The sequence below is a fragment of the Hymenobacter nivis genome (assembly GCF_006439025.1).
In the GTDB taxonomy this organism is placed as follows: domain Bacteria; phylum Bacteroidota; class Bacteroidia; order Cytophagales; family Hymenobacteraceae; genus Hymenobacter; species Hymenobacter nivis_A.
This window is the reverse complement of sequence record NZ_RCYZ01000009.1, coordinates 1-22,544: the sequence shown is the minus strand read 5'-3', so window position 1 is coordinate 22,544 and position 22,544 is coordinate 1. Positions and strand designations below refer to the sequence as shown.

The following is a 22,544-nucleotide window of genomic DNA, read 5'->3' as shown; positions in this document are numbered from 1 at the left end:
CCCTACACCAGCGCGGCGTTGGTTTGCAGCGAGCTAAGGCGCTGGTACACACCGCCGGCCCGGCGCGAGAGCTCGGCGTGGGTGCCGCGCTCCACAATGCGGCCGTGCTGGAGCACGATGATTTCGTCGGCGTGCTGCACGGTGCTCAGGCGGTGGGCGATGACGAGCGAGGTGCGCGCGGCCATGAGGCGTTGCAGGGCCTCCTGCACCAGCTTCTCGCTCTCGGTGTCGAGCGCCGAGGTGGCCTCGTCCAGAATCAGGATGGGTGGGTTGCGCAGGATGGCGCGCGCGATGCTCAGGCGCTGGCGCTGCCCGCCCGAGAGCCGGCCGCCGCGGTCGCCAATCATGGTCTGGTAGCCCTCGGGGCTGGCCACGATGAACTCGTGGGCGTTGGCGATTTTGGCAGCTTCGATAACCTCGGCCTCAGTGGCCTCGGTGTTGAAGCGGATGTTGTTGAAAATCGTGTCGTTGAACAGGATGCTTTCCTGCGTGACGATGCCCATCTGGTCGCGCACCGAGTGGATGGTGCAGGCGCGCACGTCGTGCCCATCAATGAAAATCTGGCCGCCGCTGGCGTCGTAGAAGCGCGGCAGCAGGTCGGCCACCGTGCTTTTGCCGCCGCCGCTGGGGCCCACCAGCGCCACCATCTGGCCCTTCTTGATGGTCAGGTTCAGGTCGTGGAGCACCGGCGTATCGCCGTAGCTGAACTGCACGTCGCGCAGCTCAATCTCCCGCTCGAAGGGCGGCAGCGTTAGGGCCCCCGGCCGGTCGCGCACGGTGGGCTCGGTGTCGATGATGCGCAGCACCCGCTCGCCGGCCACCAGCCCGCGCTGGATGTTGCCAAACGAGCCCGACAACGCCTTGGCCGGCGTGAGCACCTGCGAGAATAGGATGACGTAGCCGATGAACACCTCGCCGGTGAGCGTGGAAGTGCCGCCCAAAATGAGCGAGCCGCCGAAGTACAGCAGCCCGGCTACCACCGATACGCCGGCGAACTCGGAGAACGGCGAGGCCAGGTCGCGGGTGTTGTCGATGCGCCGCGAAGTGCGGGCGTACTGGTCGTTCTGCGCGTCGAACTTGTCCTTGATGTAGGCCTGGGCATTGAACGCTTTGATGACCCGGATGCCCCCCAGCGTCTCGTCAATCACCGACATCATCGAGCCCAGCGTGCTTTGGCTGATTTCGGCCTGCCGCCGCAGCCGTTTGGCAATGCTGGCAATGATGCCGCCCGATATGGGCAGCAGCACCAGCGTGAACAGGGTGAGCGGAGCCGAAATGTGGAACAGCACCAGGAAATACGCTACAATGGTGAGCGGCTCCTTAATAACCGCCGTCATGGTGTTCACCACCGACGTTTCGATTTCCTGCACATCGGCCGTGAAGCGCGAGAGCAAATCGCCCTTGCGCTCGCTCGAAAAAAAGCCCAGCTGCAAGCCCACCACGCGGTAGTACAAGTCGCGCCGCAGGTTGAGGATGACGCGGGCCCGCACCTTGGCCAGCAGCCGCAGGCTGAGGTAGCGGAACACGTTGCTCAGCAGCACCGAGGCCACCACCACGCCGCATACAAAAGCCAGGGCCCCCATTTTGCCGTAGGCGGTCAGGATGTCGGCAAAGAAGTAGTTGAACGTCTGCGTCACCCAATCGATGGTGGGCGCGAAGGCGGGCAGGTGGGCCGGGGCCTGCGCGCCCACCTTGCCCGTTTTGTCGAACAGCACGCTGAGCAGCGGAATGATCAGCGTGAAGTTGCCGATGCTGAAAAAGATGGTCAGCACCGTGTAAAGCAGGTACTGAGGCAGGAACGCCAGCCAGGGCCGGGCGTATTGCAGAATGCGGAGGTACGTCTTCATAAATCACTGATTAGCCGTGGTTAACCGTGATTTCACTGATTTAACCGGCGTCACCCTTCCCAAACAATAAAGCATCAAAAAATCAGCGAAATCACGGCTAATCAGCCCAATCAGCGATTAAAATTCGTTCAGGCGCTTGGCAATGTTCCAGCGCACGGCCACCGACGGGTACACCTCGGTGCCGTTGCCCACAAGCGTGCCCCCGGAGGGAGTGTAAATAATTGGCTGGTTGATGGACTGGTGGCGCACGATGAGCGTGGCGTCCACAAACAGGTTCAGGCGCGGCTGGTACGTGGCCGTGAAGTCAAAGTGCAAGAGGTGGCTGGTGTTGCCCCCGCCCACCCGGTAGCCGTATTCGCGGAGCTGGCCGTTGGCGTCCAGCGGGCGGTTGTTGTAGGGCTGCAACGGGTTGGAGCCGTAATTACTGTTAGGAGTGGGCTGATTTACCTGGCTATAGGTGTAGTCGAGGCCCTGTTTGGTGTAAAACGCCTTGGCCAGCAGGTTCAGGCGGGGGAGGGGCTGGTAGCTGAGCACGCCGAGCACCTCCGTCAGGTTGGCACCCATGGGGTGGGCCAGGGGCTGCAGGTAGTGCTCGTAGGCTGTGTAGAGGCTTTCGTGCTGGTAAGTGAAGGGGCGGATGTAGTTGACTTCCACCTGTAAATCGAGGTTGGGCACCCCGGCCAAATCAATCAGCTTACCGCCAATTTGGATGGCCTGCTTGTTGCTCCACCAGCCGTTGCCGGCCCGGATTTCGCTCAGCTTGAACTCGTCGAGCACCAGCTGGCCGTAGAGCTGGGCGCGGTGCTTGATATTCCACTTAAAGTCGAGGCCCAGCAGGGCGTTGTCCGTCGAGCCCACCTGCTGCTCGATGGCACGGTAAAAGATGACGGGATTCAGGTACTGGATTTCCAGCCCCCGCCCCGGCCCGCCCGATACTTCCGACTCAAACACGCCGATGTTGAAGTTTTTGGTCACGTCGAAGCTCAGGTGGTGCAGGGCCAGGTACTTTTTGGGGTAGAGCGTGTCGGCGTTGGAGATGCCGCGGCGGGCCGTTAGCTCGGCAAAGGTGTTTTGGTAGTTGAATTTCCAGACGCGGGTGTTGAACTTCAGGAAGAAGTACGGCGCGCTGTAATCCGATAAAATCAGGGAGCGGTAGCCGTTGCCGATGAAGTTGCGGTCGTGCGCAAATTGGATGTTGATGTGCTTGGTGGCCGCGTAGGTGATGCCGCCCCGCGCCGTGAAGAAATCGTAGGCGCTGCCGCTGGTTTTGTACGTTTTGGTGTAGCCCTCATGCGGCGCCACGGGGCCCCCCGGGTTACTGTCGCGCTGAATCTGGGCCTGCACCCAGCCCGGCACGGCCATCTGGTTATCGGTCAAGAAGCCGTAGAAGCCCAGCCGTTGGTCCACGGTGCCCTCGAACGAAACGCCCCGCGTGTTCACGTAGCGCAAGCCGCCAATGCTGCCGTTGCCGCTGTCCTTGCCGCCTTGCAGCAGCAGCACGGGGTTGAGGCGAAACGTGAAATCCTTGGTCTGGACGTGGTAGAGGTCGGTCTGGTCGCGGTAGAAATACGTGAGGATGGGCTGCTTACTTTCGTTCAGCTCATTGCCCAGCGCCGAGTACATCCAGTTGTCCTTCAGCAGGTACTGGGCATTGAAGCGGTCGGCGCGCGAGAGCGTGCCGGGGCCCACCCCGGCGCTGTCGGGCGAGAGCAGCCGCTCGCCCAGCCGAGCCACGCCGGCGCGGGTGTAGGGCCGGGCGCTGGTGTGCGGGTCGTTCAGCGAGTCGGGCCCGTACTTAATGGCGTAGCGGTCGATGAGCCGGTAGGTATCTGCATCGAGCGGCACGTAGAGGGCCCCCTGGGTGTAGAACGGCACGGGGCCGTGGGGCCCCTCGGGTGCCGCCGGGGCCCCCAACGGGGCCGGGCGCACGGCGGGCACCGGGCGCACCACCGGTGCGGGGCGCGGCTTGGGGGCCCCGGGCGCGGCCAGCGTATCGTTGAAAATATACCAGTTCGACTTTTCGTTGCCCGGCGCTGGGGCAGTTTCGGCCGGGGCGGGAGCCGGGGCGGCCGGCGTTTGGGCCGCGGCAAAACCGGCGGGTAAGGTATAGGTAGCGAGGAGTAAAAGGATTTGTTTCATATAGAATAATCAACTCAGTAAAGCCAAGGTCATTGCGCGCCGCACCCATTAATTAACAAACCTACGCAAGCGGCCGTTGGCAGCGCGGGGGCCCTTGCCTGGGGGGCCCGCCGGGCGGGGGCCTTTGGGCATTGGGGGTTTTTGTGCCAACTTCGGGACGCGGTAGGCGCTTGGCCGGCCAGCTTTTTTCTTTCCAAAATTTCCCGCCGCATGGCCGCCATTCCGCCCGTTCCCGCCCCCGAAACTGCTCCCACCGCTGAGGCTAACCCCCGTGTGCACGAGGTGTGCGCCGAGCCCAGCATCGCCAACCATTTCCTGGCCGAGCTGCGCGACCGCGAGGTGCAGAAGGACAGCCTGCGCTTCCGCCGCAACCTGCAGCGGCTGGGCGAAATCATCGCCTACCGCATCAGCGCCCACCTCAGCTACACCGACAAAACCATCCAGACGCCCCTGGCCGAGACCACCGGCAAGCTGCTGCACGATTTCCCCGTGCTGGCCACCGTGCTGCGGGCCGGCCTGCCCTTCCACCAGGGCTTCCTGAACTACTTCGACCAGAGCCCCAGCGCCTTCGTGGCGGCCTACCGCGTCGAGGGCACGGCCCAGGTAACGGTGCAGGTGGACTACCTCTCGGCCCCCAGCCTCGACGAGCGGGTGCTCATCCTGGCCGACCCCATGCTGGCCACCGGCAAAAGCCTGGTGCAAACCTACCGGGCCATGCTGCGCTTCGGCACGCCGCGGCAGGTGCACATCGCGGCCGTCATTGCCTCGCCCGAGGGCCTGGCCTACGTGGCCCGCGAAATTCCCGAAGCCCAGCTCTGGGTGGCCGCCATCGACGAGCGCCTCAACGACCAGGCCTACATCATCCCCGGCCTGGGCGACGCCGGCGATTTATCCTTCGGTAGCAAAATTTAGGGCCCCGGCCCCGGCCCGCCGCCGGGGGTACCTTTACCTGCTGGCGGGGTTTTTGCCTTTCGTCCGTCGTTTCTCCTAACCCCCTGCCGTGCTCCCCCACGCCTTTAAATACGCTTCCGTGTTCCTGCTGAGCATGGTGAAGTTTTTGGGCGGCCCCCTGGCCGGAGTGTCGATGGGCCTGCCGTTTGCCCTCACGCTGCTGCTCACCGTTGCGGGCATGATGACCACGGTGGTCATTATCTCGGGCGTGGGGCGGGTGTGGGTGCGGCACAAGCAGCAGCAGCGGCGGCTGCGGCGGGCCCCCATCTTCTCGACGCGTTCGCGCAACATCATCAAGGTGTTCCGGCGCTTCGGCATGGGCGGTATTGCGTTCCTCACGCCGGTGCTGCTCTCGCCCATCGGGGGCACGGTTATCGCCACGCTGCTGGGCGTGCCGCGCGGCCGCATCCTGCTGCATATGCTCTGGAGCGCAGTGTTTTGGGGCGGCGTGCTCACACTGGCCAGCATCAAATTCGGCCACCTCATCCACCACTAGCCCGGGGCCCAGCATTAAAAGACAATTGCGTTTCGGCTGGAAACTTAGTCGAGCCAATGGCCGGCGCGTATAGGGGCGAAAATCTAATTTTCATCCCTTCGTCCCACCCATGAGCACAACTTATTTACCCACCGCAACAGCTTTTCTACCCGACGAGCCGGCCCCCGTCCAGGCCGCGCTATCGCGTCGCCTGGCAGTAGAATTTATCGGTACCTTTTGGCTGGTGCTGGGGGGCTGCGGCAGCGCCGTGCTGGCGGCCGGGTTCCCCAAGGTGGGCATTGGCCTGCTGGGCGTGTCGCTGGCCTTTGGCCTGACGGTGCTCACGATGGCGTTTGCGTTCGGCCACATTTCAGGGGGCCACTTCAACCCGGCCGTTAGCCTGGGGTTGTGGCTGGGCGGGCGCTTTAGCGGGCGCTTCTTGCTGCCCTACTGGGCGGCGCAAGTGGTGGGCGGGCTGGCCGGCGCGGGGCTGCTCTACGTTATTGCGTCGGGCTCGCCCACGTATAGCTCTAGCGTCAACGGCCTGGCCGCCAATGGGTACGGCGCGGCTTCGCCTGGCGGGTACTCGCTGCTGGCCTGCTTCGTCACCGAAACGGTGCTCACCATGCTCTTTCTCTACATCATCCTGGGGGCCACCGATTCGCGTGCGGCCAAAGGCTTTGGCCCCATCGCCATTGGCCTGGGCCTGACGCTCATTCACCTGCTCAGCATTCCCGTCACCAATACCTCCGTAAACCCGGCCCGCTCGTTGGGCCCCGCCCTTATCCTGGGCGGCGTGGCGCTGCAGCAGGTGTGGCTGTTTTGGGTGGCGCCGCTGCTGGGCGCGGCCCTGGCCGGAGGCAGTTACCAGTGGCTCACTGGCAGCGAAGGTGCCGAGCCCGTGGCCTCGGTTGCCCAGCGCATTTCCCGCGCCACTACCACTATCGGCGACGTGACCACCAGCACGCCCGCGCCCCGGCCCGAAGCATAAGTAGGGCCCCGGCGCATAAAAAAGCTCCCCGGCCGCGGCCGGGGAGCTTTTTTTGTAAGCTGCTTCGCATGGCCCGAAGGCGGCAGAAAAGCTACCGGCCGCGGCGCTTCAGGGCTTTCACGCCGGGGGCGGAGGCGCCCTTTTTGCCGGGGTTGGCCTTGGCGCCCTTGGAGCTTTTCTTCTTGCCGGCCTGAAACACTTTGCCCGTGCGCTTGTCGATGGTTTCGCCGGGCTTGATCCACTCCTTGCGCTCGTGGAAAGCACCCTTAAAATCGGGGTCGAGCAGCTTGCGGCGGTCGTCCAGCTCGCGGCTCATGGTCTGCTGCTCCTCGAAGGGGGTTTCCTCCACCTTCACCTCCTCGGGCAGGGGCACCAGCTCGATGGTCTGGTTGATGAGCTGCTCAATCTCCGCCACGTGCACCATCTCGGCCTCGTTGGCGAAGGTGATGGCCGCGCCCGTGTGCAGGGCCCGGCCCGTGCGCCCGATGCGGTGCACGTAGTCGTCGTGGATGATGGGCACGTCGAAGTTGATGACGTGGCTCACCTGCGGCACGTCGATGCCGCGGGCCGCTACGTCGGTGGCCACCAAGTAGCGCACCTCCCCGGCCCGAAACGATTCCATGCTGTTGATGCGCGCGTTCTGGCCCTTGTTGCCGTGGATCACGCGCACCTCGCCCGCGGGGGCCTTGCGCTCCAGGAAGTGCGCCACTTGGTCGGCGTGCTCTTTGGTGCGGGTGAAGAGCAGCACGCGCGTCATGGTTTCCTGGTCGCGGTGCAGTAAAAAGTGCAGCAGGTTGATCTTGGTGAGCAAGTTGGGGGCCTGGTACAGCGTCTGCGTCACCGTGGAGGCTGTTTGGGCCGGCGGCGTCACCTCCACCCGCACCGGAAACTCCAGGAACTCCTCGCTCAGCAAGGTCACCCGCTCGGGCATGGTGGCCGAAAATAGGATGTTCTGGCGCTTGCGCGGGATGATTTCCAGGATGCGCCGAATCTGGGGCATGAAGCCCATATCCATCATCTTGTCGGCCTCGTCGAGCACCAGTGTCTTCAAGTCCTTCAGCAGCAGGGCCCCCTTGAGGTAAATCTCCATTAGTCGGCCCGGCGTGGCAATCAGGATGTCCACGCCCTGGGCAATAGTTTCAATCTGGGTTTTAGGCCCCAGGCCGCCGTAAATGGCAAAAATGCGCAAGTCGGTCTGCGTAGCCAGCGCCTTGAGGTGGGTCTCAATTTGCATGGCCAGCTCGCGGGTGGGGGCCAGCACCAGGGCCCGCGGGTTCACGCCCTGGGCGTACTTCACCTTCATCAGCAAGGGCAGGCCGAAGGCGGCCGTTTTGCCCGTGCCGGTCTGGGCAATGCCGAGCAAATCGTGCCCGGCCAGCAGCAGCGGAATGGTTTGGGCCTGCACCGGCGTGGGCTCGGTGAAGCCGGCTTCGGCCACGGCCGTAAGCAATTGTTTGTTGAGTTTGAAATCGTTGAACGACGGGGCAGCAGTGGGTTCCATCCCGCAAAGGTCGGGTATTTGGCGTGCGCACGAAGTTTTTTTGCCCGCTACCGCATCTTTTCCTATCTTTGCAGCACCAAAAACCACCTGGTAGATATAGCTCAGCTGGTTAGAGCGCCGGATTGTGATTCCGGAGGTCGTGGGTTCGAGCCCCATTATTTACCCTTAGCTAAAAGTCCCCGGAAGTCATTCCGGGGACTTTTTTATTTATTGCCGTGTCTTAAGCCCGGTGGGGCCCCCAGCCAATTACCCGGGCCCCCGCCGCCGCTCAACCTTCCCAATCATCCCATCTCCTTTAAACGCTTTCTAATGAGCCTACTCGTCATCGGTACCGTTGCCTTCGATGCCCTCGAAACCCCATTTGGCAAAACCGATAAAATCGTCGGTGGGGCCGCTACATACATTGGCCTCTCGGCTTCGTACTCGCTCAAGCCCGTGAACATCGTGGCCGTGGTGGGCGACGATTTCGCCCAGTCCGATATTCAGCTGCTCGAAACGCACGGCGTGGACACCGAAGGCCTGCAAATCAAGGCCGGCGAGAAGTCGTTTTTCTGGTCGGGCAAGTACTCGCAAGACCTCAACTCGCGCGAAACCCTGGCCACCGAGCTGAACGTGCTGGCCGATTTCGATCCCACCATCCCCGATGGCTATCAGGACTGCAAGTACCTGATGCTGGGCAACCTGACGCCCGCCGTGCAGCGCCTCGTTATCCAGCGCCTCGTCAACCGGCCCAAGCTGATTGTGATGGACACGATGAACTTCTGGATGGACGTGGCCCTGGAAGAGCTGCTGGCCACCATCGAAATGGTGGACGTGCTTAGCATCAACGATGAGGAGGCGCGCCAGCTTTCCGGTGAGCACTCGCTGGTGAAAGCGGCCAAGAAAATTCAGGCCATGGGCCCCAAATACCTCATCATCAAGAAGGGTGAGCACGGGGCCCTGCTGTTCCACAAAACCAAGATGTTCTACGCCCCGGCCATGCCGCTGGAAGAAGTGTTCGACCCGACCGGCGCCGGCGACACCTTCGCGGGCGGCTTCATCGGCTACCTGGCCGCCACCGACGACATCAGCTTTGAAAACATGAAGCGCGCCGTTATCCACGGCTCGGCCATGGCCTCGTTCTGCGTCGAGAAGTTCGGCACCGAGCGCCTGCTCAACCTCACGGCCGGAGAGATTGAAGCTCGCGAAGCTCAATTCGCCGAGCTGGTGCGCGTGGAGCCGGCCCTGGAGCCCGCCAGCTAGGGCTCCCGGCGGCGCAACCCTTTTGCGGTGAGACCGGTACACCTTATATCTCCCACCGCAAACCCCCGTCGCCATGTCCTTATCCAAAAAAGAAACCGACCTCACGAACGATAAAACGTCAGTGAACCCCGCCGCTAATACTGGCCGCAAAAGCACGCAAGTGCAAAGCCCCAATACCACCGACGTGTCGGCCCACGGCAACACCACCGATGGCAACAGCGCCGGCCACGGCGTGCAAAATATTCGCAACAACCCCCAGAACAACAAGCCCATGTCGGTAAATAAGGGCCCCATGAAAAAGGGCGCCGACAACAGCAAAGACCACTAGTTGCTGGTACTCTGTAGTAATACTAAAAGGCCCCGCTGGACGAATCCAGCGGGGCCTTTTAGTATTCGTTTTGCCTATTGAAATAGTGAAATGCGAAAGCGCAGCAGGGTGCGGGGCTTGCCCCCGCCCTCCGTTCACACTGTTTCAACCGTTCTGTTCAACGACGGGCGGGGGCAAGCCCCGCACTCTACTTTGATGTTCAGTTAGAACTCCCAGCCCAGCCATTTGGCAAACCCCTCGCGCTGGGCCGTATCGGCCTCGGCCAGCTTGGCCACCGAGTACCGGGGCCCGTAGCTGATGCCCTCCGCCGCGGCCAGCGTCACGGTTACGAGCCGGTGCTGGCGAAACACGCTGATTTCGTAGCTGGGGGCCCCCGTGCTGAGCAGGGTTTGCAGGTTCAGGTCCACGCGGCGGCCGTTCACGGCCACTATTTCATCGTCCACGGTGAGGGCGGCTGCGGCCGGCGAGCCGGGCCAGATGCCGCTGACCTCCGTGCGCTCGTTGCGGCCCACGGTGCGGAAGCCGAAGCGCCCTTCGGAGGCCGAGCCATTTTCGGCCACCAATAGTTGGCAGCCCACGGTGTGCAGTACTTTGTCGAGGGGCGGGGCCAGTGGCTCCATTCCGTAGATAAACTTGTCGAAGTAGGCCCCCATTTTCCGTCCGGCCACCTCCTCCACAATGCGGATGTAGTCGGCCTCGGTGTAGCCAATGCCGGTCTGGCCAAACTCCGTGTACAGCCGCCGCATCACGTCGTCGAGGCTGCGGGCGTGGCCCGAGAGCTGGCGCAGCGTGAGGTCGAGCAGCAGCGCCGCCAGGGCCCCCTTGTGGTACACCGACACCTTGCGGTCGGGCACGCCGGGCCGGTAGCCGTCGAGCCACAGGTCCACGCTGGCGTCGGCCAGCGAGAGGTTGTTGGGGCCCGCGTCGGCGAAGTGCTTGTGCAGCACCGCGCCCAGTTCCTCGAAGTACTGCGCTGGCGTGCGCACGCGGCTGCGGGCCAGCAGGTACTCGCCGTAATAGGTGGTGATGCCCTCGGCAATGAAACAGGTGCGGAAATAGTTTTCGCGGGCGTAGTCGTAGGGCTGCATCTCGGCGGGCCGGATGCTCTTGATGTTCCAGGTGTGGAACAGCTCGTGGCAGCTCACGCCCAGAAACTCCTTGTACAGCGCCTCCGTCATCACCAGCTCGGCGGGCCCCAGCGTAATCACCGTTGAGTTGTGGTGTTCCACGCCGTGGTAGTGCTTGTAGGGCAGCAGCTGGTTCAGGAAGTGGTAATCCGCCACCGGAAAGCCCCGAAACAGCTGCAGCTGCTCTTCCGAAAACGCCTTAAAATCGGCCAGCACGCGCGGCCAGTGCAGCGGCGCCTCGCCCTGCACCCACACGTGGAAGGGCAGGCCCCCGGCCTCGTACTGCTGGTGCACCAGCGTGGGGCTGGCGATGAGCGGCGCGTCGGCCAGCTGGTCGAAGTTCTGGGCTTGCAGCACATTGGGGGCCCCCTGGGGCAGGCCGCAGGCCAGCTGCCAGCCCTCGGGCAACGCCAGCGCCAGCTCGCACTCCTCCAGCTCGCGCCCTTCGGCGTACATCAGGCACTGCACGGGGTTGAGATAGAGCTGCGTTTCGTCGAGCCACGAGCCGCCCGCGTCCATCTGGTGGGCGTAGAAGTTGTACTTAATTTTCAGCTCCTTGCCCGCCGCGTTGGCCACCTCCCAGCGGTCCTTGGTGGTTTTGCGGTAGGGTAGGGCATGGCCGGTGGCCGCATCGCTTATTTCCACCTTCTGAATCTTCTGGGCGAAGTTTTGCAGCTCGTAGCGGCCCGGGCGCCAGGCGGGCAGCTGCAACGCCAGCGGCGCAGGGCCCCCGGCGGGCACGGCCAGCGTCATTTCCACTTGCAGGTAAAACGTGAGCGGGTTTTCGTAGGAAACGCGGTACTGAACCATGGATGGCGGCGGGTGGGTGGATAGGCAAAGCTAGGGCCCCTGCATACGCAAGCAGCGGCATCCGAAGCCACCCAAATTAGGGCCCCCGGCGCAACCGCTTGGGGCCAAGCGGTTGCGCCGGAACCAATTGTGGCCCGGGGGCTTGCGAATCTTGGCACTTACCCGTACCTTTGCCGGCCCAACTCGAAACTTGATTTGACATGAAACGCACCTACCAACCTTCGCAGCGCAAGCGTCGCAACAAGCACGGCTTCCGCAACCGCATGGAATCCGTTAACGGCCGCAACGTGCTGGCCCGCCGCCGCGCCAAAGGCCGCAAGCGCCTCACCGTATCCGACGAAGGCCGTCACAAGCGCTAGTAACTAGGCTGTTAGCTAATGGCTAACAGTTGTTGGCCTTCTTAGCTATGGAACAAACTCAATCCCTGGGCTCACCTTCTCTCCCGGAGAAGGGGCCCGGGAGTGAGGTTCCGGGCGCTGTGCCAACCCGCCGCTATACTTTCCCGAAAGAGGAACACCTGTGCCGCAAAAAGCTCATCGACGAGCTTTTTGGGAAGCAGAGTTCCTCTTTTGGCGTTTACCCCCTGCGCATCGTGTGGCTGCCCAGCGAGGGCCCCACCGGGGCCCCACCCCAGGTGCTCATCAGCGTGAGCAAGCGCGGCTTCAAGCGGGCCGTCGACCGCAACCGCCTCAAGCGGCTGATTCGGGAGGCGTACCGGTTGAATAAGTACCAACTGCTGGAGCACCCCGGGGGCCATCCGGTGGGGGTGTTGGGCATTATTTACACCGGTAAGGAAAAAAGTGCGTTGCCGTTGGTGGAAAAAAAATTAATTTCCGCCTTCCATCGTTTGCTTGGCACGGCGGTTCCCCGCCCGGCTTCGCCGCCCGCCGTGTAGCTTCGCCCTTCGCCCCGCCGCTCCATGACCTTCCGCCACAAACTTTTTGCCGGTGCCGCGCTTGGCAGCGCCGCGCTCCTGTTTTCGTTCCGCAGCGCTGCCGACAACGAGCGCTACTTCGAGATTGCTAAGAACCTCGACATTTTCGCCACCACGTTCCGGGAGGTGAACACCTACTACGTGGACGAGATAAAACCCGGCAAGCTGGTGAAGACGGGCATCGATGCCATGCTGAAATCGCTCGACCCGTACACCAACTACATCCCGGAGGACGACATCGAGGACTTTCGCACCATGACGACCGGGCAGTACGGCGGCATCGGCATCCTGACGGTGAAGCGCAACGGCAAAACCGTGGTGCAGAGCGCCTACGAAGGCTACCCGGCCCAAAAAGCGGGCCTGCTGCCGGGCGATGAAATCATCAGCGTCAACGGCATCGTCATCGAAAAGAAGTCGAATTCCGACATCAGCAAGCTGCTCAAAGGCCAAGCCCTGTCGGTTGTGAAGCTGCTCGTGACGCGCTATGGCCAGGACAAGCCGGTGGAAGTGGCCATCACCCGCGATAAAATCCAGGTTGAAAATGTGCCCTACGTGGGCATGATTTCGCCCGAAGTCGGCTACTTCCAGCTATCGGGCTTCACCGTAGATGCGGGCAAGGAAGTGCGCGCCGCCGTGACCAAGCTCAAGGCCCAGGGCGCGAAGAAAATTGTCTTTGACATCCGCGACAACCCCGGCGGACTGCTGAACGAAGCGGTGAATATTTCCAACCTGTTCATTGACAAGGGCCTGGACGTGGTGAGCACCAAGGGCAAGGTGACGGAGTGGAACAAAACATACAAGGCCCTCGATGTGCCGCTGGACATTCAGATTCCGGTGGCCATCATCACGAGCAACCGCTCGGCCTCGGCCTCGGAAATCGTGTCGGGCGTGCTACAAGACTACGACCGCGCCGTACTGGTGGGTGAGCGAACCTTCGGCAAGGGCCTCGTGCAGGCCACCCGGCCCCTGAGCTACAACTCGCAGCTGAAGGTGACCACTGCTAAGTACTACATCCCCAGCGGCCGTTGCATCCAGGAGATTGATTACAGCCACCGCGCCGATGACGGTACGCTGGGTAAATTTCCTGATTCGTTGCGCACTGCCTTCAAAACCACCGCCGGCCGCACCGTGTACGACGGCGGCGGCGTGGCCCCCGATGTGGAGGTAGCCGACCGCGAAATCGCCGACATTACCCGCTTGCTGCTCCAGAAAAGCTACTTGTTCGACTACGCTACCCGCTTCAAGTCCGAGCACGCCAGCATTGCGCCAGCCCGCGAGTTCAAGCTTTCGGACCCCGAGTACCAGAAGTTCGTGGCCTACCTCCAAGGCAAAAACATCAGCTACAGCACTGATTCGGAGAAGTCGCTGACCGACCTCAGCAAGCGGCTGAAGGAGGAAAAGCACTACGACGATGTGAAGACCGAGCTGGAAACCATGCGCCGCAAAATGGTCGTTAACAAGGCCAACGATTTGCAACGATTCAAGCCCGAAATCAAGGAAATCCTGGAGCAGGAAATCGTGTCGCGCTATTATTACGAGAAGGGCCGCACCGAAGCCGGCTTCGACGATGACCCCAACATCCTCGCCGCCGTGGCCGTCCTCAACGACCCCAACCGCTACGCCGCCCTGCTGAAACCCAGCGGCCAAGCCGCCAGCGCCCGCAAGTCGGCTGGCACGAAGTAGTTTTGAACCGCGTTAGGTAGGAAAGCAGGCGCTGAAAAGCGCCTGCTTTTTTGCTAAAAGAGCAATCCAAATTTTAGTGAATAGATAGGTTGCAATGATTCTTTCCCTTGAAACCTCTTCTCCCGTCTGCTCCGTCGCGCTGCATGATGTGGCCGATGGCCGCCTGATTGGCCAGTCCGAGCTGCGGCTGGAAAAGTCGCACTCCACCCACCTTACCGTATTAATTGAGCAATTGCTCGCAAATACCGGCCACGCCCTGGCCGACCTCGCTGCCGTGGCCGTGAGCGACGGGCCCGGCTCCTACACGGGGCTGCGGATTGGGGCGGCGGCGGCCAAGGGCCTGTGCTTCGCGCTCGATATCCCGCTGGTGGCGGTGAGCACGCTGGGGGCCCTGGCGGCGCAAGTAGCCGCCGTGACGGCCGATGCGGAAGAAACACTGTTTTGCCCGATGCTGGACGCGCGGCGCATGGAAGTGTACACGGCCTTGTATGCCCACGATGGGCAGGAAGTGCTGGCGCCCGCGCCCCTCATCCTCGCGCCCGGGGCCCTGGCCGAACAATTAGCCCACCGCCGGGTGTTATGCTTTGGCAACGGCGCGGCCAAGTTTCGGCCGCTGGTGGCGGAGCAGGTCAACATTGGCTTTTTGAACGGCATCGAGCCGTCGGCGGTGGCGGTGGGGGCCCTGGGCGTGGCGGCTTTTTACCGCCAATCGTTTCAGGACGTGGCCTACTACGAGCCATTTTACTTGAAAGAAGTGTACACGACTGCGCCTCGGTCTTAAATTTTTGCGCTAATGCCGGTAGCCCTGCCAAGTGCCACCGTAGCGGTAACCCAATTGGGACTTCGCTGCGATGCAACAGTTTTTGCAAACGAAAAACCATCCCTTGCCACCGGCCTGCGTTTGGATTCGGTACAGGGTGGTGGCTTCCTGCTGGCAATGTGCACAAAACTTGGTTTTCATAGTTGCTGACCGGTTTTAGTTTTCTGCTGTAACTGTTCCCTGTGAAGCACTGTTTTCAGTTTATTCTCTCGATATTTTCTTATGGATACGGAACCGCTTTTCGTCAACCGCGTCGCCAACTCCGGCCTCGTCACCCTCAACCTGGAAGAATTTATTCACGCCGGCGAGCGGGTGCTCTACGACCTCAAGGATAATCTGTTCCACGGCCTCATCCTGCGTGAAAAGGATTTTCGCGAGTTCATCAAGACCCACGACTGGGCCCAGTACGACGGCCAGAACGTGGCCATCGTCTGCTCGGCCGACGCCATTGTGCCCACCTGGGCCTACATGCTGCTCGCCAGCAAGCTCCAAAATCACGCCCACCGCTACGTGTTCGGCGATTTAGGGGCCCTGGAGCAGTCGTTGTTTGAGGAAGCCATTGTCGGCCTCGACGCCGAAACCTACCGCGACGCCAAAGTGGTGGTGAAGGGCTGCGGCGACAAGCCCGTGCCCACGTTCGCCTACGTGGCCATCATGCAAAAGCTGTTGCCCGTCACGAGCAGCATTATGTACGGCGAGCCGTGCAGCACCGTGCCACTCTACAAAAAGCCCAAAGCGGCTGTGGTAGCGGAATAGTAAATCCTGTCTTGGGAACAATAGAAAACGCGCTTCGGCGCGTTTTTTCGTTTAGCCGACTCAAAGCCCGACATTTGCCGGCGTGCAAAGTCAACCATACAAAATAAGTTTCCTGACCGGAGCGGCCATCGTGGTGGCCAATATGGTGGGCACGGGCGTTTTCACCAGCCTGGGGTTTCAGGTGCTCGACATCCAGAGCGGCTTTGCGCTGCTGATGCTGTGGGCGGTGGGGGGCCTCATTGCACTGTGCGGGGCCGTGAGCTACGGCGAGCTGGCAGCGGCCATGCCCCGCTCGGGCGGCGAATACCACTACCTGGGGCAGATTTACCACCCGGCGCTGGGCTTTTTGTCGGGCTGGGTGTCGGCCACTGTCGGCTTTGCGGCCCCCACGGCCCTGGCGGCGCTGGCCCTGGGCGAATACGCCAAAAGCGTGTGGCCCGGCTTGGGCCAGGCCGTGGTGGCGGGCACCACCATCACCGGGGCCAGCTTGCTGGGCGTGGGCGTGGTGCTGGCCCTCACGGTGGTGCACGGCACCAGCACCCGCGCCGGCAGCCGCCTGCAAATCGTCATCACGGCCCTGAAAGTGGCTATACTGGTCGCCTTCATCGGCGCCGGTTTGGTGGCAGGGGAGGGGCAGCCCCTGTCCTACGCCCCCGATGCCGCTGGCTGGCGGGCCGTGCTCAGCCCCGCTTTCGCCGTGAGTTTGGTGTACGTGAGCTACGCCTACTCGGGATGGAACGCCGCCGCCTACCTCACGGGCGAAATTGAAAACCCCGGCCGCAACCTCTCGCGCATTTTGCTGGCCGGTACCGCCGTGGTGCTTCTATTATATGTGGGGCTGAACTACGTGTTCCTCCGCTCCACGCCGCTGGCCGGGCTGAAGGGCCAGGTGGAAGTTGGCTTCGTGGCGGCAACTTCGCTGTTTGGGGCCCCGGCGGGCCGCCTGGCGGGGGGTATCATTGCGGCGCTGCTCGTTTCCACCATCAGCTCGATGATTTTCGCGGGGCCCCGCATCGTGCAGGCGATGGGCGAAGATTTGCCGGCCCTGCGCTTTTTCGCCGCCAAAAGCCGCGCCGGCGTCCCCGTCAGGGCCCTGCTGCTGCAAACGGGCATTACGCTGGCGTTCATCCTGCGGCCCAGTTTCAAGGAAATCCTGGTGTACGCCGGCTTCGTGCTGAACCTGTTCACCTTCCTCACCGTGCTGGGCTTGTTCGTGCTCCGCTGGAGAAAACCCCACCTACTGCGCCCGTATCGCGCCTGGGGCTACCCCTTCACGCCCCTGGCTTTCCTGGCCCTGAGTGGCTGGACACTCGCCTTCATCCTGCGCGACAAGCCCACGGAATCCCGCTACGGCCTGTTGACGTTGGCCGGTGGCCTGGTGGTGTACCTGGTAACCACCCGTTTCTTCCGCTCGCCCCGGCCTGCGTCCAACCCGTAACTTGCAGCTTCCAACCGGGGCCCCGGCACCGGTTAGGCCCGTGTTTTCACTCCTTATATATATGCTGCTCCGAAACGCCGCCCTCCGGCTGCTCCCCATCGCCTTGCTGGCCCTGGCGGCCTGCTCCGAATCGACGACCAAAACCGAGACTTCGGCCACCACCAAGGCCACCCCCAATGCTGGGGCCCCCGCGCAAACGCCACCCGCCGCCGCTGATACGGCTGGGGTCCCCGCCGCCCGGCCCGCCGCCACTGCTGCCCCTGCCGACACGGCCTACGTGCAAGACGTAGCCACCTACCTCGCCGGCCTGCCCGTTCGCGCCAGTTCCGAGTTAGCTGCCCTCGCCCAGGGCCCCGCCTACCAAGCCTTTGCCAAAGACCAGGACAAAAGCTGGGCGAAGTATACCAGCACTCACACCACCCGCATGACGCAGTGGGCCAGCCACGCGCTGGATTCGGTGCAGGGCCGCAGCCCCACCATCTTCTACCCGTTCAGCGGCCCCGATTTTCTCAACGTCGCCACCCTGTTCCCCACTAGCCAGGCCTACGTCATGGTGGGCCTAGAACCCGTGGGCAGCGTGCCAGCCCGTGCTTCGCTCGAAAATCCCAAGCTGTACCCCGCCATCAAAGCTTCGCTGTGGTCGGTGCTGAACTTTAGCTTCTTCCGCACCAACGACATGGCCATCGACCTAAAATCGGTGGAGCTCGACGGGGCAGTGCCGCTCATTATGCTATTTGCCGCCCGCACGGGCCACCAAGTGCTTGCCGTGCGCCCTGTGCAGCTCGATGCCGCTGGCCAGCTCACCACCGGCGCGGCCGATACCACCCGCGCCGGTGGCCGCCCCAACATCCCGGGGGCCGAAATCCAGGTGCGCAGCGCCAGTGGCCAAGCCCAAACCATTTACTATTTCTCCGCCGACATCAGCGACGCCCGCCTGACGCCCCACCCGGCCTTGCTCACTTACGTGCGCACCCTGGGGCCCCTCACCACCTATGTGAAGTCGGCCACCTACCTCATGCACAAGGCGTATTTCTCAAAAATCCGCAACCTCGTGCTGGCCCGCAGCAATTATTTGCTGCAAGACGACTCGGGCATTGCGATGAAATACTTCCCGGCCAGCGCTTGGCAGTTCACGTACTACGGCACATACCGTCGCCCCATCAACCTTTTCGCCAAGCATTACCAGCCCCAGCTCACCGCCGCTTACACCGATAGCCTGCACCGCCCCAGCCCATTGCCCTTCGGCACGGGCTACAACTGGCGCCAGACCGATTCGAACCTGCTGCTAGCCCAGCGCCGCACGCCGGTTAGCAACTAGGCTGCTTTCGCTAAACCCCAACTCGGGGGCCGTGGTGACCTCACCGCGGCCCCCGTCGTTTTTGCCCCGCCCATGATTTCTCAAGCCTCGCCTGCCACCCGCTCTGCCTATACCTATATAATAGGAGGACTGCTGCTCCTGGCAGTGGTCGCCGCGTTGGGGGGAAGCGTACCCGCCAACCGCGCACCCAGTATTAGGGCCCCCAGGCAGCGCACGGCCGATTCCCCACTGCTGGATTCGCTGCTCCGCACCTCGCCCAGCCTGGCACGCATTGCCGACAACCCCGCCTACGAGGTCCAGATCATCTATACCCAAATTGACCGCGACGCGCGCAACGTTCCGCATTTCACGCCGCACACTTTCCACCTCAATCCGCGCCAGTACTTCAACCCCGCCAGCTTAGTCAAGCTACCTGTGGTTGCGTTGGCCCTAGAAAAGCTAAACAACCTGCAGCGCCCTGACCTCACCCGCCGCACCATCATGGCCACGGGAGTGGCCTACCGCTGCCAGACTGCCGTACCCTTTGCCGCCCCCGCCGATTCCGACCAAGTCGCTACCGTAGGCAACTACATCAAGCGCATGCTGCTGGTAAGTGATAACACCGCCTACAACCGCCTCTACGAGTTTCTGGGCCAGGGCCCCCTCAACCAGCGCCTTGCCCAGCTAGGATTTCCCAATGCCCGCATCACGCGCCGCTTCGCCCCCTGCGACACAGCCTCCAACCGTCACACCAACCCCATTAGCTTCCATACCCTCGACGGCGATACCATTTACAAGCAGCCAGCGCTCATTAACCCCCGGACTTACGCCAGCCCCCTAGGCCCCATATCGAAAGGCCGGGCCTATCGCAGCGGTAACCGCCTCATTCGCCAACCCTACGATTTCACAACTGCCAACCAATTGCCCTTGGCTGATATCAGCACCTTGCTGCGCACCCTGCTATTTCCCGCGTCAGTGCCCGATTCCCTTCGCCCACACCTCACCCCCAGCGATTATTCCTTCCTTCGCTACTACCTGCACGCCACGCCTCACCAGGCTGGTTTCCGCCCGTATACCTCCAAGCGCTACTTTGACGCCTACAAAAAATACCTCTACTACGGCCGTAGCCCCACTTCCCCTGCCGAACAAGGCTTAAGCATCTACAATATCGTCGGCATGTCGCACGGGTTTTTGGCCGACGTCGCTTACTTCACCGATTCCCTGCACCAGTCCGAATTCCTACTGAGTGCGGTGATCTACGTGAACTCCGACGGAGTTATTAACGACGGCCTCTACGAATACGAGACCATCGGGCTGCCCTTCCTGGCCCAATTAGGCCATACCATTCGTCAATACGAAGCATTACGGCCCCGCACATATCGCCCCGACCCCTCCGAATTTGATGCCATAGTCCCTGTTCGGTAAACCAAATTTCCCTAAACGACTTCCGTAGCGAGTTGACTTTCAATTCAGAAGTAATATAAACGCAAAACTGACAAAGGCAGTACTCACAAAATAATGGAAACGTACTTGCAAGCCCCAATACTAATGCCTACTTTTGCACTCCCAAATCGATAGGACGAGGGCAAGTAAATCATCGGAAAAGACAAATTTTATAACTTGCTTGAATAACTCGTAATGTTGTTGTAGTTTTGCACCCCGCTCCGTTTCAAACGGAAATGCTAGCGAATAGAAAAAAGAATCACACCTTTTTCTTGCAAAAACAAAATAAAGCAATTATCTTTGCACCCCGCTTCAATTTAATAGAAACCGAAGCTGCTGCAAACAAGAAAAAATATTATCTTTCTTGTTTATTCAGCAAATCTCATTACCTTTGCACTCCCAAATCGAAAGAAATGGAGAAAAGGCTTGGCTAATAGTCACACTGTTGTTTCAAATGGAAGCGACACACGTTCTTTGAATGTTTGGAAAAGACAAATGGTAAAGCTCTTCTCGAGTAATTAGGAAGAGTATTTAACAAGCGTAAAATTGATTTAAACTCGTCAATACGAGTTGAATTAGCACAAGACAGCAGCTTACTTTCGAGTAGGTGAAGGATATTATACAATGGAGAGTTTGATCCTGGCTCAGGATGAACGCTAGCGGCAGGCCTAATACATGCAAGTCGAACGGTGGTAGCAATACCATAGTGGCGCACGGGTGCGTAACGCGTAGCCAACCTACCCAAATCTGGGGGATAGCCCGCCGAAAGGCGGATTAATACCGCATAAGACAACGGGCCGGCATCGGTTGGTTGTTAAAGATTTATTGGATTTGGATGGGGCTGCGTGCCATTAGCTAGTTGGGGGGGTAACGGCCCACCAAGGCGACGATGGCTNTTTCGAGTAGGTGAAGGATATTATACAATGGAGAGTTTGATCCTGGCTCAGGATGAACGCTAGCGGCAGGCCTAATACATGCAAGTCGAACGGTGGTAGCAATACCATAGTGGCGCACGGGTGCGTAACGCGTAGCCAACCTACCCAAATCTGGGGGATAGCCCGCCGAAAGGCGGATTAATACCGCATAAGACAACGGGCCGGCATCGGTTGGTTGTTAAAGATTTATTGGATTTGGATGGGGCTGCGTGCCATTAGCTAGTTGGGGGGGTAACGGCCCACCAAGGCGACGATGGCTAGGGGAGCTGAGAGGCTGGTCCCCCACACGGGCACTGAGATACGGGCCCGACTCCTACGGGAGGCAGCAGTAGGGAATATTGGGCAATGGAGGAGACTCTGACCCAGCCATGCCGCGTGCCGGATGAAGGCCTTCTGGGTCGTAAACGGCTTTTTTCCGGGAAGAACCGGTTCCTTGCGAGGGGCTCTGACGGTACCGGGAGAATAAGCACCGGCTAACTCCGTGCCAGCAGCCGCGGTAATACGGAGGGTGCGAGCGTTGTCCGGATTTATTGGGTTTAAAGGGTGCGTAGGCGGCCGCGTAAGTCTGGGGTGAAAGCCCGTTGCTCAACAACGGAACTGCCCTGGAAACTGCGCGGCTTGAGTCCAGACGAGGTTGGCGGAATGGGCGGTGTAGCGGTGAAATGCATAGATACCGTCCAGAACACCGATTGCGAAGGCAGCTGACTAGGCTGGTACTGACGCTGAGGCACGAAAGCGTGGGGAGCGAACAGGATTAGATACCCTGGTAGTCCACGCCGTAAACGATGGATACTCGCTGGCAGCGATAGACTGTTGCTGGCTTAGCGAAAGCGTTAAGTATCCCACCTGGGGAGTACGCCCGCAAGGGTGAAACTCAAAGGAATTGACGGGGGCCCGCACAAGTGGTGGAGCATGTGGTTTAATTCGATGATACGCGAGGAACCTTACCTAGGCTAGAATGCGCGTGACCGGTTCGGAGACGAACCTTTCCTTCGGGACACAAAGCAAGGTGCTGCATGGCCGTCGTCAGCTCGTGCCGTGAGGTGTTGGGTTAAGTCCCGCAACGAGCGCAACCCCTATGTTTAGTTGCCAGCGGGTCAAGCCGGGGACTCTAGACAGACTGCCTGCGCAAGCAGTGAGGAAGGCGGGGACGACGTCAGGTCATCATGGCCCTTACGCCTAGGGCTACACACGTGCTACAATGGACGGTACAGCGGGTTGCCAACCAGCGATGGTGCGCCAATCCCGAAAAGCCGTTCTCAGTTCGGATCGGAGTCTGCAACTCGACTCCGTGAAGCTGGAATCACTAGTAATCGCGCATCAGCAATGGCGCGGTGAATACGTTCCCGGGCCTTGTACACACCGCCCGTCAAGCCATGGAAGTTTGGTAGACCTGAAGCCGGTGCTCCGCAACGAAGCCGGTTAGGGTAGAACAGGTAACTAGGGCTAAGTCGTAACAAGGTAGCCGTACCGGAAGGTGCGGCTGGATCACCTCCTTTCTGGAGCCCGTTTCTTTTCGGAGGACGGCAGGTTTTCTTAGGAAAACACGTTGCGAAAGCGAAGTAAGCAAGAGCACACGGGGGATGCCTAGGGTCTCAGAGGCGAAGAAGGACGCGATAAGCTGCGATAAGGCTTGGGGAGGGGCACATACCCGTTGATCCGAGCGTTTCCGAATGGGGCAACCCCGCGACTGGAAGAGTCGTGAGCCGACTGGCTAGTCCAGCGGCGGCAAACGCAGGGAACTGAAACATCTAAGTACCTGCAGGAAAAGAAAATAACAATGATTCCCCAAGTAGTGGCGAGCGAACGGGGAGGAGCCCAAACCAC

The 22,544-nt window shown here is 61.1% G+C and carries 17 protein-coding genes, 1 tRNA gene and 2 rRNA genes; 16 read left to right on the top strand and 4 right to left on the bottom strand.

Features of this window, described 5'->3' with window-relative positions; translation table 11 throughout:
• Nucleotides 1-2: 2 nt before the first annotated feature.
• Nucleotides 3-1,847, bottom strand: coding sequence for an ABC transporter ATP-binding protein (locus EAH73_RS18930; protein WP_140469001.1), 1,845 nt, complete (start codon nucleotides 1,845-1,847; stop codon nucleotides 3-5).
• Between the two features lie 117 nt (nucleotides 1,848-1,964).
• Nucleotides 1,965-3,986, bottom strand: coding sequence for a capsule assembly Wzi family protein (locus EAH73_RS23435; RefSeq protein ID WP_140469000.1), 2,022 nt, complete (start codon nucleotides 3,984-3,986; stop codon nucleotides 1,965-1,967).
• A gap of 210 nt (nucleotides 3,987-4,196) precedes the next feature.
• Between EAH73_RS23435 and upp the strand changes: the two genes are divergently transcribed.
• The 3 genes from upp (at nucleotide 4,197) to aqpZ (ending at nucleotide 6,403) form a co-directional block, all read left to right on the top strand.
• Nucleotides 4,197-4,898, top strand: a complete 702-nt coding sequence (gene upp, locus EAH73_RS18920; RefSeq protein WP_140468999.1) for a uracil phosphoribosyltransferase — start codon at nucleotides 4,197-4,199, stop codon at nucleotides 4,896-4,898.
• Between the two features lie 88 nt (nucleotides 4,899-4,986).
• Nucleotides 4,987-5,433, top strand: a complete 447-nt coding sequence (locus tag EAH73_RS18915) for a hypothetical protein (protein WP_240047339.1) — start codon at nucleotides 4,987-4,989, stop codon at nucleotides 5,431-5,433.
• A gap of 109 nt (nucleotides 5,434-5,542) precedes the next feature.
• A complete protein-coding gene (aqpZ, locus tag EAH73_RS18910; protein ID WP_140468998.1) occupies nucleotides 5,543-6,403 on the top strand; it encodes an aquaporin Z in 861 nt (286 codons plus the stop codon).
• A 91-nt stretch (nucleotides 6,404-6,494) separates the two neighbouring features.
• Here aqpZ and EAH73_RS18905 read toward each other — a convergent pair whose 3' ends face one another.
• Entirely contained in the window at nucleotides 6,495-7,904 is a 1,410-nt protein-coding gene (locus EAH73_RS18905) for a DEAD/DEAH box helicase (RefSeq protein WP_140468997.1), read from the bottom strand.
• Nucleotides 7,905-7,994: 90 nt separating this feature from the next.
• Between EAH73_RS18905 and EAH73_RS18900 the strand changes: the two genes are divergently transcribed.
• From EAH73_RS18900 to EAH73_RS18890, 3 genes are all read left to right on the top strand, one after another.
• A tRNA-His gene (locus tag EAH73_RS18900) sits at nucleotides 7,995-8,068 on the top strand.
• 145 nt (nucleotides 8,069-8,213) lie between these two features.
• Nucleotides 8,214-9,146, top strand: coding sequence for a PfkB family carbohydrate kinase (locus EAH73_RS18895; RefSeq protein WP_140468996.1), 933 nt, complete (start codon nucleotides 8,214-8,216; stop codon nucleotides 9,144-9,146).
• Between the two features lie 73 nt (nucleotides 9,147-9,219).
• Entirely contained in the window at nucleotides 9,220-9,474 is a 255-nt protein-coding gene (locus EAH73_RS18890; protein WP_140468995.1) for a hypothetical protein, read from the top strand.
• 203 nt (nucleotides 9,475-9,677) lie between these two features.
• Here EAH73_RS18890 and EAH73_RS18885 read toward each other — a convergent pair whose 3' ends face one another.
• A complete protein-coding gene (locus EAH73_RS18885) occupies nucleotides 9,678-11,411 on the bottom strand; it encodes a M61 family metallopeptidase (protein WP_140468994.1) in 1,734 nt (577 codons plus the stop codon).
• A gap of 200 nt (nucleotides 11,412-11,611) precedes the next feature.
• Between EAH73_RS18885 and rpmH the strand changes: the two genes are divergently transcribed.
• The 10 genes from rpmH to EAH73_RS18835 all read left to right on the top strand — a co-directional run.
• Nucleotides 11,612-11,770 carry a 50S ribosomal protein L34 gene (rpmH, locus tag EAH73_RS18880; RefSeq protein ID WP_070741311.1) on the top strand — a complete coding sequence of 53 codons (159 nt, stop codon included), beginning with the start codon at nucleotides 11,612-11,614 and terminating at the stop codon, nucleotides 11,768-11,770.
• Nucleotides 11,771-11,889: 119 nt separating this feature from the next.
• Entirely contained in the window at nucleotides 11,890-12,306 is a 417-nt protein-coding gene (locus EAH73_RS18875; protein ID WP_240047338.1) for a ribonuclease P protein component, read from the top strand.
• 24 nt (nucleotides 12,307-12,330) lie between these two features.
• Nucleotides 12,331-14,028, top strand: a complete 1,698-nt coding sequence (locus EAH73_RS18870) for a S41 family peptidase (protein ID WP_140468992.1) — start codon at nucleotides 12,331-12,333, stop codon at nucleotides 14,026-14,028.
• A 94-nt stretch (nucleotides 14,029-14,122) separates the two neighbouring features.
• Complete coding sequence (gene tsaB, locus EAH73_RS18865; protein WP_140468991.1) at nucleotides 14,123-14,809, top strand: tRNA (adenosine(37)-N6)-threonylcarbamoyltransferase complex dimerization subunit type 1 TsaB; 687 nt, start codon at nucleotides 14,123-14,125, stop codon at nucleotides 14,807-14,809.
• A 261-nt stretch (nucleotides 14,810-15,070) separates the two neighbouring features.
• A complete protein-coding gene (locus EAH73_RS18860; protein WP_140468990.1) occupies nucleotides 15,071-15,604 on the top strand; it encodes a DUF2480 family protein in 534 nt (177 codons plus the stop codon).
• A gap of 82 nt (nucleotides 15,605-15,686) precedes the next feature.
• A complete protein-coding gene (locus EAH73_RS18855) occupies nucleotides 15,687-17,042 on the top strand; it encodes an APC family permease (protein WP_240047337.1) in 1,356 nt (451 codons plus the stop codon).
• Between the two features lie 61 nt (nucleotides 17,043-17,103).
• Nucleotides 17,104-18,360, top strand: a complete 1,257-nt coding sequence (locus EAH73_RS18850; RefSeq protein WP_140468989.1) for a hypothetical protein — start codon at nucleotides 17,104-17,106, stop codon at nucleotides 18,358-18,360.
• 72 nt (nucleotides 18,361-18,432) lie between these two features.
• Nucleotides 18,433-19,764, top strand: a complete 1,332-nt coding sequence (locus EAH73_RS18845) for a serine hydrolase (protein WP_140468988.1) — start codon at nucleotides 18,433-18,435, stop codon at nucleotides 19,762-19,764.
• A 938-nt stretch (nucleotides 19,765-20,702) separates the two neighbouring features.
• Nucleotides 20,703-22,216 (top strand): 16S ribosomal RNA (locus EAH73_RS18840).
• A 57-nt stretch (nucleotides 22,217-22,273) separates the two neighbouring features.
• Nucleotides 22,274-22,544, top strand: a 23S ribosomal RNA gene (locus EAH73_RS18835); the annotation flags it as partial.

Coding starts and splice junctions, on each gene's coding strand:
- EAH73_RS18890 (WP_140468995.1), top strand. CDS start 9,220: ATGTCCTTATCCAAAAAAGAAACCGACCTCACGAACGATAAAACGTCA.
- rpmH (WP_070741311.1), top strand. CDS start 11,612: ATGAAACGCACCTACCAACCTTCGCAGCGCAAGCGTCGCAACAAGCAC.
- EAH73_RS18905 (WP_140468997.1), bottom strand. CDS start 7,904: ATGGAACCCACTGCTGCCCCGTCGTTCAACGATTTCAAACTCAACAAA.
- tsaB (WP_140468991.1), top strand. CDS start 14,123: ATGATTCTTTCCCTTGAAACCTCTTCTCCCGTCTGCTCCGTCGCGCTG.
- EAH73_RS18860 (WP_140468990.1), top strand. CDS start 15,071: ATGGATACGGAACCGCTTTTCGTCAACCGCGTCGCCAACTCCGGCCTC.
- upp (WP_140468999.1), top strand. CDS start 4,197: ATGGCCGCCATTCCGCCCGTTCCCGCCCCCGAAACTGCTCCCACCGCT.
- aqpZ (WP_140468998.1), top strand. CDS start 5,543: ATGAGCACAACTTATTTACCCACCGCAACAGCTTTTCTACCCGACGAG.
- EAH73_RS18895 (WP_140468996.1), top strand. CDS start 8,214: ATGAGCCTACTCGTCATCGGTACCGTTGCCTTCGATGCCCTCGAAACC.
- EAH73_RS18870 (WP_140468992.1), top strand. CDS start 12,331: ATGACCTTCCGCCACAAACTTTTTGCCGGTGCCGCGCTTGGCAGCGCC.
- EAH73_RS18850 (WP_140468989.1), top strand. CDS start 17,104: ATGCTGCTCCGAAACGCCGCCCTCCGGCTGCTCCCCATCGCCTTGCTG.
- EAH73_RS23435 (WP_140469000.1), bottom strand. CDS start 3,986: ATGAAACAAATCCTTTTACTCCTCGCTACCTATACCTTACCCGCCGGT.
- EAH73_RS18930 (WP_140469001.1), bottom strand. CDS start 1,847: ATGAAGACGTACCTCCGCATTCTGCAATACGCCCGGCCCTGGCTGGCG.
- EAH73_RS18845 (WP_140468988.1), top strand. CDS start 18,433: ATGATTTCTCAAGCCTCGCCTGCCACCCGCTCTGCCTATACCTATATA.
- EAH73_RS18885 (WP_140468994.1), bottom strand. CDS start 11,411: ATGGTTCAGTACCGCGTTTCCTACGAAAACCCGCTCACGTTTTACCTG.